The sequence below is a fragment of the Acidobacteriota bacterium genome (assembly GCA_016703965.1).
Classification (GTDB): domain Bacteria; phylum Acidobacteriota; class Blastocatellia; order Pyrinomonadales; family Pyrinomonadaceae; genus OLB17.
Genome location: JADJBB010000002.1, coordinates 180885 through 194219, shown reverse-complemented (window position 1 = coordinate 194219; position 13335 = coordinate 180885). Strand labels below are relative to the sequence as shown.

Here is a 13335-nt window from a genome sequence, read left to right as displayed (position 1 = left end):
TCGATCTTGGGCAATGTGAGTTAAGATTCTGACTTCGGCAAAATATGGCAAAACAACCAACGACAATATTCGTCTGCCAAAACTGCGGGGCACAGGAACGCAAATGGCTCGGCCAGTGCCCTGACTGTCAGCAGTGGAACACGCTCGTCGAGGAACGTTTCCGCACGACCGCTCAACCGGCGGCCCAGACGAAATTCACCGCCCAATACCGCGTCGCCACGCCGATTCCCTATAGCAAGATAGAATCGCAGGACGACGCCCGCACCGAATCCGGCATCGACGAACTCGACCGCGTCCTTGGCGGCGGGATCGTCGCGGGTTCCTTGGTCCTCATCGGCGGGGCACCGGGCATCGGCAAATCGACGATCGTCATGCAGATGGCGGATAAGCTGGGCAAGAATGGCACAAAAGTGCTATACGTCTCGGGAGAAGAATCCGAACGCCAGATAAAAATGCGCGGCGAACGCCTCGGCGTCGTCGCGGAAAATCTCTTTCTCCTGCCCGAAACAAACCTGCAGGCGATCCTCGCTGAAACCGACAAACTGCGGCCCGATTTTATGATCGTCGATTCGATCCAAACGGTCTTCAGCGACCAGATCGAATCGGCTCCGGGCAGCGTTTCGCAAGTTCGTGAGGTTGCCGCTCAGTTCATGCATTTCGCAAAGCAGACGGCGACGCCGGTCTTTCTCACCGGCCACGTCACCAAAGAAGGTTCGATCGCCGGGCCGAAAACACTCGAGCACATCGTCGACACCGTCCTTTATTTCGAAGGCGACCGCCATCACAATCACCGCATAATCCGCGCGACCAAAAACCGCTTCGGAGCGGCGAACGAGATCGGGATTTTCGAAATGACCAACACCGGTTTGGTCCCAGTCGGAAATCCGTCCGAGCTTTTCCTACAGGAACGCCCCGAAAACGCCACTGGCTCGGTCGTCACCGTCTGCATGGAAGGCACGCGGCCGATGCTCGTCGAGATACAGGCACTTGTGAGTGGCACGAAATACGGTTCCGGCCGCCGAATGACGCAGGGCTTTGACCAGAATCGCACGTCGCTGCTCATCGCCGTTGCGGAAAAACAGCTCGGCTTTCAGCTCGCTGCCGACGACGTTTTCGTCAACGTCGCCGGCGGAATGGAGATCGATGAACCCGCCGCCGACCTCGGCGTCATCGCCGCAATTGCATCAAGCTTCCGAAATCTACAGGTTCCGCCAGAAACCGCCGTCTTCGGCGAAGTCGGCCTAACCGGCGAAGTCCGCGGAGTCCTCCAAGCCCAAGCCCGGGCTCGCGAAGCCCAAACACTCGGATTTAAGAAATTAATATTGCCGGAATCGAATAAGAAAGGCTTGGAAAAGCTTTTGGGAATAAGAGTGATCGGAGTGAAGAACTTGGAGCAGGCGATGGATGCTCTTTTTTAACAATTTATGAAAAGGATCGAACCAAAACCTGGTCAGGAATCTGTTTGGGATTATCCGCGGCCGCCACGGCTGGAGCCGAGCACAAAACATCTGCGGATCGAGTTTGGCGAAGAAACAATAGCATCGACAAATCGGGCGTTTCGCGTTCTCGAAACAAGTCATCCGCCGGTCTACTACTTTCCGCCGGAAGATGTTCGGTTAGACCTTTTGACCGTCGTATCGGACGCCACAAGCTTTTGTGAATGGAAAGGTAGTGCTCGTTATTACGACCTCTTTGTAAAAGACAGAAAGGTCTCAAATGCGGCTTGGTTTTATCCAAATCCAAGTAAGGCATTTCTCGCGATCGCAAATTACGTCGCCTTCTACCCTTCGAAAATGGACGCTTGTTTCGTCGGCGATGAGCGGGTCACATCGCAGCCGGGGGATTTTTACGGCGGTTGGATAACAAGCGATATCGTCGGCCCATTCAAGGGCGGCGAGGGCACGTGGGGATGGTAATTCGGAACATTATCTATATTTTCTCCGTAAAATTTCAGGTCCGCACTTTTATATTTGGAGAGAAATATTAAATGAAATTAAAGATCCTATTTTTCCTCGTTGTTTTTTGCAGTGTTTCGTCTTTTGCTCAGACTTCCGACGAACAAACGCTTAAATCTCTGCTAAAACAAATGACCGACGCCCAAACCGCGTACGATGCGGCGGCGTTGGATAAGATATTTGCGTCGGATTTTATCGAGATCTCGCCGGCCGGGGAATTTGATCCTCGGGACAAGGTTTTGAGTTTTTATACGCCGAAGGCGAAGGCGGAGGCGGGGAATATGTCGGCTTCGCTTGAGGTTTCGGAATATTCGATCCGCACGTATGATAAATTTGCGGTGGTTATCTCGAAATTCACCTATTCACTGACCGCCGACGGAAAGCCGTTGCCGCCGAGGAGCATGCGTGTGACGACCGTCTTTCGCAAGGAAAAAGGCGAATGGAAGATCGCTTCGGCCCAGTACACCGGCATCAGGCCGCCGGCTCCGAAGCCGCAGTAGCGTAATCAATGTACCGTTTCATCCTAAAACTCTACTACGTGCTGACGGTGCCCCTGGCGATCTTTTTTATTCTCAATTCGTCGGCGATCCATCCGGCGTACAAGCTCGGATTTTTTCGAAAGCAGTGGCTCGGATGGCGGATGTTTTTGAATAAGCTGCGGGTAAATACCGGCACTTCGTACAAATCGCACCTCGCGATGGCTCTCAAGATATTCGAAACTGCGCCCGATGTCGCGGGCGACATTCTCGAATGCGGCACCTGGCAGGGCGGCAGTGCAGTAAATCTTTCGCTCGTCTGCAAGATCGCAGGCCGCAAGCTCGTGATCTACGACTCATTCGAAGGCCTGCCGGAAGGAAAAGCGGAAGATCGCCAGGGCTTTTACGAGACCGGCGAATATTGCGGCTCGCTCGAACTCGTCAAGCAGAATATCGAACGCTACGGAGCGATAGAGGTTTGTGAATTCGTAAAAGGCTGGTTCGATCAGACGCTGCCGACGCTCGACCGACCGATCTTGCTCGCGTTTATTGATGTCGATCTGGAGTTGAGTCTGGAAACGTGCGTCAGGCACATCTGGCCGAACCTGACCGACAAGGGCTACATTTTTATCGACGAATACGTCGGGCTCGATTACTGTTCGATCTTTTGGTCGGAGGAATATTGGAAACGATACTTCGATCGCACCCCACCGGGCCTGATCGGCTCAGGTGTCGGCTTGCCACTCGGCGAATACTACATCGGCCCGTGGGAAGAAACAGGAAATCGCCCGCTCCACCATCCAAATGCCGCGGCTTACACGAGAAAGGATTTCTCGGGAACGTGGATACATTTCCCGGGTCAGAACCGGGATCGTTAGCGACGGGGTGAGGTCTTAGTCCGCAGACATTATACGCTCCAGAATACTATCTCGTTTTTCGCGTATCTCTGTTATGCGTGGGATCGAGTCTTCGGTAACAAAGCTCGGGGGGAGAGTGAACGGATCGACCTGAAGCGGCACGCCCTCCATATCTAGTTTATGGGCAATGATCTTTGAGATCAGTTCCTGCTCGAATCCGCTGATGTTCATGAACTTCACCCCGATGCCAGCGTGATCGAAACGATAGAGAGCCCGGCAATGAAGCGGGAGATAGTTCTTATTCGGCAGTTCGATCTCCATGCGGAATTCGTCGCCGACATAAATATCGTCCTCCCAACCCGTGAAACAGCCGCCAATGCTGATCTGCTCCAGCCTCGTCTCCCGCTTTTCACCAAACTTCGTATAGATGATCGCAGGAATATCTAACGAAAATCGGATATGTTGTCTTTGATTTATCGACATTTATCGCTCGCCGGTAAGATGAAAGGCACTCCAATGCCTCTTTATATCTTAACGATTGTTGGCGACCGCACGCAATAGTTATTATTTCGCCCAAAAATGCAGAAGCCCGCTTGTAGGCAAGGGCGTATTCCTCAAGTTGAGTGTTACGCCCTTGCTTACTCGCAGGCTTTCGCAATTGGCCGAAATTAGTTATTTGCCGCTTCAGTCTTCGTGCAATGCGTGTTAAATGCATCGATAAGGGCCTGAGCGATGACCTGCGGCGGACGGCCTTCGAGGTCGCGGCGTTCGAAAAGCTGGACGAGTTCGCCGTTCTTCAAAAATCCGATCGACGGCGACGACGGAGCATAACCTGTAAAATACTCCCGAGCTGTGTCCGTCGCATCAATATCAGCACCGGCGAAAACCGTTATCGCGCGGTCAGGTTTTGCAGGTGAATGCTGCAACGCCATTGCGATACCAGGGCGAACGCCGCCGGCCGCGCAGCCGCAAACCGAATTAACGACAACCATTAGAGTTCCGTCAGTGTTCTTAACTGCATCCTCAACGGCCTCGCTTGTCTTTGTCTCCTCGATGCCGAGGTCGGCCAACTCGGCACGCATTCCGTAGATCATCATTTCTGGGTATGGCATAAAATTTCCTCGAATTCTTAATAAATTATTGCTTGTTCTTAAAGGCTCCGGTTCAAATCGAACAATCCTGACCTTTTTTTCAAGTATCCAGTACTACGTACATCAAGTCAAGCAACAAAACACCTGTGCGGCGTGTTTGCAAGGGGTGTGGTTATTCTCTAGAATCGAACTTCGCAATAACACAATGGCGCTTGAGATCGAAAAAAAATACCGGATCGACAAAAAGATAATAGTTGAGCTAGCCACGAAGCTCGGTGAAATGGGCGCCGCTTTTTCTTACGAAGTTTTTGAGGAAAATTACTTGCACCGCGGCGGATTGCTCGATGGACGCTCGGCCACATTGCGCGTTCGTAAAACAGATTTCAGAACGACGCTCACCTATAAGGAAAAGGTTGCGACTGAAAACGATTTCAAACACCAGATCGAGTTCGAGACCGATGTTTCAAACGTCGATGCTACTGAGAGCATAATCGAAAAACTCGGCTACAAGCTTTCGGTCATCTACGAAAAACATCGTAAAGCCTGGCATTTCAATAACGTTGAGATCGTGCTCGATGAACTTCCGTTCGGCTACTACATGGAGATCGAGGGAGAGATGGATGACATCACCACGGTTGAAAAGCTGCTCGGTGCGGACAAATTTGAGATCGAGCCTCGCGGATATCCTCGCCTCTCCGCGAAGTATGGCAAAGCAAATGCGGACGGTATCACCGAAGCCCGATTTGTAAAAACCACCGTTGCCTAAGTCGGCGTTTCCAATCCAACAAAATACATCTGTGAATCAAATCCGCCTTTCGTCCGGCTCGATACACGCTTGTACGTGCCATCCGGTTGCAGGATCCGAGCATTCACTTCGTCCCTCAAATACGATCCGAGAACAGTCTCTTTTAAGAAATCCTTGATCTCAGGATCGAGGATCGGCGTCACTACTTCGACGCGACGATCAAAGCTACGCTGCATAAGGTCGGCGCTGCCAATGTATATCTCGTCAGCCTCGCCCCCAGAGTTCGAAAAATACAGAATGCGGCTATGTTCCAGAAAGCGCCCAATGATCGAACGCACGCGAATATTCTCAGACAAGTCCTTAATTCCGGGCCGTAGAGCACATATTCCGCGGATGATCAACTCGATCTGGACCCCGGCTTTCGAAGCTTCGTAGAGTTCGTTGATCAAAACAGAGTCCGTTATGCTATTGACCTTTATAACTATTTTCGCCTCTTTTCCGGCGAGTTTGTTCCGTTTTTCGCGCCTAATCAGCTCAATCAGCCTTTCCCGCAAGTTCAAAGGGGCGACGATCAGGCGTTTGTATTTGTCCTGCTGGGAATAACCGGTAAGAAAATTGAAAAGGCTAGTGGCATCTTCGCCGATCTCTTCGTTGGCCGTGAGCAATCCCAGATCCGTGTAGATCTTTGCGGTAAATGGATTGTAGTTTCCGGTCGCAAGGTGAACGTAGCGAACGAGCTTTTCCTTCTCACGCCGGACGACAAGCAGTACTTTTGAATGCGTCTTCAGCGTGGTGATTCCGTAAACGACGTGAACGCCTTCGTTCTCCAGGCGTCGTGCCCACTCGATATTATTTCCCTCGTCAAATCTGGCTTTCAGTTCCACAAGTGCCGTCACCTGCTTGCCCAGACGGCTCGCACGCATCAGCGAATTGACGATCGGCGAATCCTTGCCGGTACGATAGAGGCAGATCTTGATCGCCTGAACATCCGGATCCTCGGCCGCCTCAGCAATAAAGTCCGCGACCGTGCTGAATGATGTGTAAGGATGATGCAGCAGTACATCCTGCTTTCGCACGACCTCAAAAATATTCTCTTTCTTTTGCAGCGGAGTCGGAACGATCGTGGTGATCGGCTTTTCCTTGAGTTTCGGCCTGTCCAGCGAATAAAGCTGCATCAGATCGGGAATGTCTACAAAGCCATCGACGCGTTCGACCTCTTCTTCTGTCAGTCCCGTTCCGCTCATCAGCAGCTTAATCATCTTCTCCGGCATCGCTGCCGAAACCTCCAAGCGAACAGCAAAGCGGTCGCGCCGACGCTGCAATTCGCGTTCGAGTGTTCGCAGAAGGTCGCCGGCCTCGTCTTCGCGAAGCTCAATATCCGCATCTCGCGTCACGCGAAAAAGAAACGCTTCGCTCGTTTTCATGTGCGGGAAAAGCTCAGCAACGTTTGCCGAAACAACTTCCTCGAGCAGAGCGTAACGTCCGGCTCGTTCGTTGATCGGTATCAAACGCGGCACCGTCGGCGGCAGCTTTATGCGAATAAACCGCTTCTGCCTAAAAAGATGTTTTAGATTTGCCTGCGTAAAAGCCCGGTTCGGCTCGATGTAAAGCCCTAAATTGATGCTTAAGTTCGAAACATACGGAAAAGGATGGCTCGAATCGACCGATTGCGGGGTCAGGATCGGGAAAAGGTTGTTGTGAAAATACTTATCGAGCAGCTTTTTCTCTTTCGCATTCAGGCTCGAATACGCTTCGACGGTGATCCCTTCCTGCTGCAGTGCAGGGAAAACGTTTTCGCCCAGGTACGAAACAAGCCGCTTGAGCATCGGCCGCAGACGTTTGTAGATCTCGTCGATCTGCTCCTTCGCCGTCATGCCGTCCGGTGAAAGCTCGCCGACGCCTTCGGCGACCTGCTCTTTTAGGCCCGATACACGGATCATGAAAAACTCGTCCAGATTGGTCGCAAAGATACTAAGGAATTTAAGCCGTTCCAGCACCGGCAGGCTGTCATCAGTCGCCTCGTCGAGCACACGCCGGTTGAACTCGAGCCAGCTCAGCTCGCGATTGAACAGCGGTTTGCCGTCGAATTCCAGCACCGACGGCGTGGCAGGAGTTTGAGCAGTCTCGATCGGTGGAGGAGTAGCCTTAGGTTTTTTCACAGCTTCTGATGTCATAGATGGCGGCAAGATTATAAAAGAAAGCCGCGGCCATCGTAAAGAAATCGGATGTTAACTTTTTAACGGTTCGTTTCGGAATTGTAACTCATTATTCGCGGATCGTAACAGTTCTCTGCTCGTCGCCATCGCCTTCGATCTTGATGGTGATCGTATTCGGAAGCATTTTGTCACCTAACCGGTCCGCCCATTCGATGATCGTCACCGCCCGCTCGTTCTCAAGTATCTCATTTAATCCGACTGCCTCAGCCGTATTTATCGCCGCATCCAGCCGCCACAGGTCGATATGATAAACATCGAACCGCTCGGTCTCGTACAGATTTACCAAAGTGAAACTCGGGCTAGTCACTTCGTCAACGTCATATCCGAGCCCGCTCATAATGCCTTTCGTAAGCAAAGTCTTCCCCGCCCCGAGTCCGCCAAAAAGTAAGATCACCTCGCCGCCATTCAGGTTTCGAGCGATATCGTCGCCGATCGAGAACATTTCCTCGGGCGTATTTGCTGTCAGTTCTCGATTCATTCGATCGGCAGCCCCACTTGTGAAAACCACGAGAGTTTGTCCCAATAGCCGTGCTGCAGAACTATCAGTTCGTCGCGAAATGTGAAAAATCCGCAGCCGCGGATCTCGAACTTCCGGCCATTCGGCTGGCTACCGTAGAATTCGCCCAGAAACGTGCCGCCGCCGACCCATTCCCACGCCGCCCGGTCGCCATCCGAGATAAGATTCTCAACCCGCGACCATGCATCCGGAAACCCTTTAAAAAATTCCCGCGTATCCGCCGCGATCTGCACGCGCCCGACCGCCGGTTCACCCGCCGCGATCTGAAAATTCACCGCATCCTCAGCATAACAGCCGATCACGCTCTCAACATCACATGCCTGAAAAGCAGTGATCCAATTTTTTAGATGATCTCTCGAGGTCATACCTATTCAAACTCAGCAAACACATCCACCAAACATTCCCGCACATCCGACGCCGTCATCACCCGTTTCCCAAACTTCCGCTCCGCCACATCACCCGCCATTCCGGCAACGTAAACGGCCGCGACGACGGTTTCAAAAATATCGATATCAAATTTCACCGCCTGAGCAACAAAACCTGCAAGGATTCCCGCAAGCGTGTCGCCATTCCCGGCCTTTCCAAGCCCTGAATTCCCCGTTGGATTCACAACCACACGCCCATCCGGCGAACCGATCACAACACGTTCGCCTTTCAGGACAAGAATAACGTTATTCGCCACCGCGTAGTCACGTACTGCCACAACACGATCCTTTATCACCTCTTTGCCGGTCGTCCCAAGCAGACGCAAAAACTCGCCTTCGTGCGGGGTGAGAATCAACGGCGGGAGCGCGGACACTCCTGTCCGCATGGACGCCGCTTCGGCGTTCAGATAAACCTCACCTTCCTTTCTCGCCGGAGGAACCGGCGATGCGGACAAGAGTGTCCGCACTCCGTGCGACAACGCCCCCGCATCCAAAACCACCGGAACCGTCCGATTCTCCACGATCTCCCGAACCAGCTTCCGGGCGCCCTTATCCGTCGCCTTGAATCCCGGCCCGACGAGTATCGAATCAGCCTGCCGAAACACATCCGGATTCGTCACAAAAGCATCCGAACTAACCTCGCCATCTGTCTCAGCAAGCGTCCTTACGATCACCTCCGGAATCACCCGCGAAGCAACCTCGACCTTACACGAAGCCGGTACCAGCAAAGTCGTCAGCCCAACCCCCGACCGCATCGCCGAATTCCCACACATCACCGCCGCCCCGGAATAATCTTCGGAACCGGCAATGATCAAGGTGTGGCCGCGTTTATTCTTGTAGGAACCTTCGTTAAATTCCGTTCGCTCGAACCACCTTTCAACGTCGACGGGCTCGGTAACAAAAAGACTCGATGCTTGTTCCTCGATTAGCTCAAATGGTGTTCCGATATTCGCGACAATCAAATTTCCATTTAAAGCTGCCGCAGGAGCGATCACGTTCGCTGGCTTTGGTGCGGTAAACGTGACGGTGGTATCGGCCGCAACATTGCGTCCAATCGGAAAGCTCTTGTTCGCGTCAAGCCCCGAGGGAAGGTCAACCGAAATTATGGTTGGCCTAGGTTTATGATGTTCAAGTCGCTGAATCGCCTCAGGATAAATCCCTAACAATTCCTTCGAGAGTCCCGTTCCAAACATCGCGTCAACCACAACGTCGATACCGCCTGAACTAAGAGCCACTTCGAGAAGCGATAAAAGATCTTCGTCATCCTCATGAGGTAGAAGTTTGTTGAACTCACCGCCAGACGTTGCGACATCTTCTTCTAGAGTACGCAGGATATCAAAATTAACTTTCGCATCGCCCTTGGTCTGATTAGTGCGTCCGAATAATAGCAATGGCACAAATGCTCCATCCTTCCACAATATCCTCGCCAAAGCCGCTCCATCGCCGCCATTGCTTCCTTTCCCGCACAGGATCAAAACCGATTTGCCCTTGACCGAACCGCCAAGTTTCTCCGTGATAACGCGTGCCACCGCATGAGCCGCGTTTTCCATCAGCAGGATCGATGGAATGCCGTACCGCTCGGTTGTCAGACGGTCGACCTCTCGCATTTGTTCGGCTGTGAGGACCTTTTGCATGCTTTAAACTTGCCACAGATCGCAGCGAAACCGAAGTGGGGTGAGACATACGGAGAACTTACAAACCCCATCAGAGCGGCACGATATCCATCTGGGGTCTTGTCGCTCCGATGGAGTTTTGCATCTCCGGCCCTATATTTTAGCTTGACTCTTTGTTTCATTTATGCTACATTTTTGCATAGTGTACACGCGTGCTGTGACAACCGAAACGCCAGATATTTGAAAATATCCAGATCTGATAAATTTGTGCTCGGATCGCGGCAAGACCGTTCGAACCGGATCGTCTCATTCAAGAGCCAGGCTTTTCCCCCAAATGAGACGATTTTCAGCCGCAAATAGTTCTTACCAAAGGCTTTGATCCGTCTCACTTTGTCCACCTAAGTGAGACGGTGATCGGAACGATCTTGGGCTGTAATCGACTGCCAAAAGACGAGTTAACCCATTCGATTTCGCACAACTAAGCGGAAACCCTCTTAGCCTGGACATGACGGGCACTTAGGCTTAATATCGTAAAATGAAGTTCTTTCAGAACAGCCTCGCCCTTAGATAGCCGCTTCGCCCGACAGGCGAACGCGGCGGAACCCAACAAACACAACAATTCGATTGGAATAGAACGGTGCTTTTTCGTTAAACTTTAGGTTTTACCGCATTAAGTACGATATTGAACTTGGAACTTTGAACGACGCCCCATATGGACGAGAAATATTTCGCGAAAAAAGTAGAGCAAAAATGGCAGAAGATCTGGGCCGATTCCGGTGCTTTTCACACCGAGATCGACGATACCCGGCCAAAATTTTACGCACTTGAGATGCTGCCGTACCCGTCAGGCAACCTGCACATGGGCCACGTGCGAAATTATTCTGCCGGCGATGCTCTGGCCTGGTACAAACGGCTTCGCGGCTTCAACGTCCTGCATCCGATCGGCTGGGATTCGTTTGGGCAGCCCGCCGAAGATGCGGCGGTCAAACGCGGCGTCAATCCTCGTGACTGGACCGAGGCGAATATCGACACGATGCGCGGCCAACTTCAGCGGCTCGGTGTCAGCTACGACTGGCGTCGGCAGATGTACGCTCACCGGCCTGAGTATTATAAATTCGACCAGTGGTTCTTCCTGAAAATGTACGAAATGGGCCTCGCGTACAAAAAGCAGACGCAGGTCAATTGGTGCTCGACCGATCAGGCAACGCTCTCGAACGAACAAGCTAGCGGCGGCATCTGCTGGCGTTGCGGCAACCCGGTCACGAAGAAAGACCTCGAACAGTGGTTCCTGAAAACCACCGCCTACACCGACCAACTCCTCGACGACATGGCCGAGATCGAAGCCGGTTGGCCGGCGAGCGTCCTGAAACGACAGAGCGACTGGATGGGCCGTTCTGAAGGTGCGTTCGTCGATTTTGAGGTCAAGGCGTCGGGCGAAGATCTGTTCGTCTGCCCGATAGTCGATGGCATCACAAGCGCAAGCGATCTCGGCAAACATCGCGTCCGGGTTTTCACCACCCGCATCGACACGATCTACGGAGTAAATGCCTTGGTTCTAGCTGCGGAACACCCGATAATTCAAGCGAATATCGATAATTTCTCTGCCGAGGTCGCGAGCAAGGTCGCATTCATCCGTGCCGAGAATGCCAAACCGCAGGACCACGAAGCCGAGATCGAAAAAGACGGCATCGACACTGGTCTGAAGGCGATAAACCCATTCAGCGGTGAGGAGATCCCGGTTTGGGTTGGCAATTACGTAATGATGAATTACGGTACCGGAGCCGTAATGAGCGTTCCGGCTCACGATGAGCGGGATTTTGAGTTCGCCAAGAAATTTGGCCTGCACATTCGCCAGGTCATCTCGGAACCGCACATGGTTCACGAGCACAACACGATGCAGGCACTCGCTCTCGAACAGGCGATGCCGATGTACGGCATTCTGGTTCACTCCGATTACTGGAACGGTAAAACGAGCGAGGAAGCCAAGGTCGAGATGACCGCGTGGGCAGTAAAACATCACTTCGGCGAGGCCGCGACGACGTATCGCCTGCGTGATTGGGGCATTTCACGCCAGAGATTCTGGGGCTCGCCGATACCGATCATCTATTGCGACGATTGCGGCGTCGTGCCGGAGAAATTCGAAAATCTGCCGGTCGAGCTGCCGGAAACTGCCCCGTTCACCGGAACCGGCGAATCGCCGCTCGCAAAGGTGCCTGAGTTTTACGAAACAACCTGCCCAAAGTGCGACGGCCCGGCAAAACGCGAAACCGATACGATGGATACATTTGTCGATTCGTCGTGGTATTTCTTCCGCTACACCGATCCAACGAATGAGGTTTTGCCTTTCGATCCGGCCATGGCAGCGTATTGGGCGCCGGTCGATCAGTACATCGGGGGCGACGATCACGCGGTGATGCACCTGATCTACGCACGGTTTTGGTCGAAAGTGATGCGCGACATGGGCCTCGTGACATTCAACGAGCCGGTCACGCGTCTGCTAACACAGGGAATGGTCGTGGGCGAGACGTTCTTTGATGACGAAAGTGGAAAGCGCGTCTACCACCAACCTGCCGAAGTCACCGTAACCCGCGATGCCAAAGGCAAAATGGCCGGAGCCGTTTCGAAAGACGGAAAAGCCTTGAAATACGCGATCGAGCGAATGTCCAAATCGAAAGGCAACGGCGTCGATCCGGACGAAATGGTCGAGATCTACGGTGCCGATGCGGCACGGCTTTTCGTGATGTTCGCCGCCCCGATCGAGAACGAACTCGTCTGGCACGAAGCCGGTATCGAGGGCGGGGTCAGATTCCTGCAGCGTGTCTGGCGGCTTGTTTACAAATGGCGTGAAGCGTTGTCAGTTCCGCTTTCGGCTCAAAACGAAGTCCTCGACGCCGTTGCCGAAGGCACCGGCCCGGCCCGAAAGCTGCGCCAGAAAACGCACCAGACGATCCAGCGGGTCGGTGACAGCTTTGAGGTCCTGCAATTCAACACGCCGGTCGCCGCATTGATGGAACTTTCGAATGCTATCGGCGACATCGGCATCGATCCGCTGAACGCGACCGAAGCTGACGTTTTTGCCGTCCGCGAAGCAATGACCGCCCTGACACTGATGCTCACGCCTTTCGCACCGCATACGGCTGAGGAACTCTATTCGGTTCTGGTCAGCAATGAGAACGGAATGCTTGCAAACGGAGCAAGATTCCCCGAATTTAACGCCGAACTGGCAAAGGCAGACGAGATCGAATTCCCCGTTCAGGTCAATGGCAAACTCCGCTCGCGCATCGTCACCTCGCCCGAAACGCCCGATGGTGAACTTGAACGCCTGGCCTTCGCCGACGAAAAGATCCGCGAATTCACCGACGGAAAAACGGTCGTAAAGGTTATCATCGTGCCGAAGCGACTTGTGAATATCGTTGTTCGGTAGGCAATGGCGGTTGCAA

At 52.9% G+C, this 13335-nt stretch carries 12 protein-coding genes; 6 read left to right on the top strand and 6 right to left on the bottom strand.

The genetic code is table 11. The annotated features are described in order from the left end of the window. Positions 1-44 precede the first annotated feature (44 nt). The 4 genes from radA (at position 45) to IPG22_00935 (ending at position 3309) form a co-directional block, all read left to right on the top strand. Positions 45-1418 carry a DNA repair protein RadA gene (gene radA / locus IPG22_00950; GenBank protein MBK6586879.1) on the top strand — a complete coding sequence of 458 codons (1374 nt, stop codon included), beginning with the start codon at positions 45-47 and terminating at the stop codon, positions 1416-1418. A gap of 6 nt (positions 1419-1424) precedes the next feature. Further along, positions 1425-1916 (top strand): DUF427 domain-containing protein, encoded by a 492-nt coding sequence (locus IPG22_00945; GenBank protein MBK6586878.1) that lies wholly within the window; start codon positions 1425-1427, stop codon positions 1914-1916. A 71-nt stretch (positions 1917-1987) separates the two neighbouring features. After that, a complete protein-coding gene (locus IPG22_00940) occupies positions 1988-2455 on the top strand; it encodes a nuclear transport factor 2 family protein (protein MBK6586877.1) in 468 nt (155 codons plus the stop codon). Positions 2456-2463: 8 nt separating this feature from the next. Continuing rightward, on the top strand, positions 2464-3309 hold the full coding sequence (locus IPG22_00935; protein MBK6586876.1) for a class I SAM-dependent methyltransferase: 846 nt from the start codon (positions 2464-2466) through the stop codon (positions 3307-3309). Between the two features lie 15 nt (positions 3310-3324). Here the strand turns inward: IPG22_00935 and IPG22_00930 are convergent, their stop codons facing one another. Next, positions 3325-3771 (bottom strand): PilZ domain-containing protein, encoded by a 447-nt coding sequence (locus IPG22_00930; protein MBK6586875.1) that lies wholly within the window; start codon positions 3769-3771, stop codon positions 3325-3327. Between the two features lie 185 nt (positions 3772-3956). Beyond that, on the bottom strand, positions 3957-4400 hold the full coding sequence (locus IPG22_00925) for a BrxA/BrxB family bacilliredoxin (GenBank protein MBK6586874.1): 444 nt from the start codon (positions 4398-4400) through the stop codon (positions 3957-3959). Positions 4401-4584: 184 nt separating this feature from the next. On the opposite strand from IPG22_00925, the gene IPG22_00920 reads away from it, so the two are divergent. Continuing rightward, positions 4585-5145 carry a class IV adenylate cyclase gene (locus tag IPG22_00920; protein MBK6586873.1) on the top strand — a complete coding sequence of 187 codons (561 nt, stop codon included), beginning with the start codon at positions 4585-4587 and terminating at the stop codon, positions 5143-5145. Here the strand turns inward: IPG22_00920 and ppk1 are convergent. The 4 genes from ppk1 to IPG22_00900 all read right to left on the bottom strand — a co-directional run bounded on the left by ppk1 (position 5142) and on the right by IPG22_00900 (position 9916). Further along, positions 5142-7298 carry a polyphosphate kinase 1 gene (gene ppk1 / locus IPG22_00915; protein MBK6586872.1) on the bottom strand — a complete coding sequence of 719 codons (2157 nt, stop codon included), beginning with the start codon at positions 7296-7298 and terminating at the stop codon, positions 5142-5144. The genes IPG22_00920 and ppk1 overlap by 4 nt on opposite strands. Positions 7299-7389: 91 nt before the next feature. Further along, a complete protein-coding gene (gene tsaE / locus IPG22_00910; protein ID MBK6586871.1) occupies positions 7390-7818 on the bottom strand; it encodes a tRNA (adenosine(37)-N6)-threonylcarbamoyltransferase complex ATPase subunit type 1 TsaE in 429 nt (142 codons plus the stop codon). Continuing rightward, positions 7815-8222, bottom strand: coding sequence for an ester cyclase (locus tag IPG22_00905; GenBank protein ID MBK6586870.1), 408 nt, complete (start codon positions 8220-8222; stop codon positions 7815-7817). The genes tsaE and IPG22_00905 overlap by 4 nt, the downstream gene beginning before the upstream one ends. Before the next feature lie 2 nt (positions 8223-8224). Then, the gene (locus IPG22_00900; protein MBK6586869.1) at positions 8225-9916 is read right to left on the bottom strand and encodes an NAD(P)H-hydrate dehydratase; all 1692 of its coding nucleotides are present in this window, start codon (positions 9914-9916) and stop codon (positions 8225-8227) included. 691 nt (positions 9917-10607) lie between these two features. Between IPG22_00900 and IPG22_00895 the strand changes: the two genes are divergently transcribed. Next, complete coding sequence (locus IPG22_00895) at positions 10608-13319, top strand: leucine--tRNA ligase (protein MBK6586868.1); 2712 nt, start codon at positions 10608-10610, stop codon at positions 13317-13319. Positions 13320-13335: the final 16 nt, after the last annotated feature.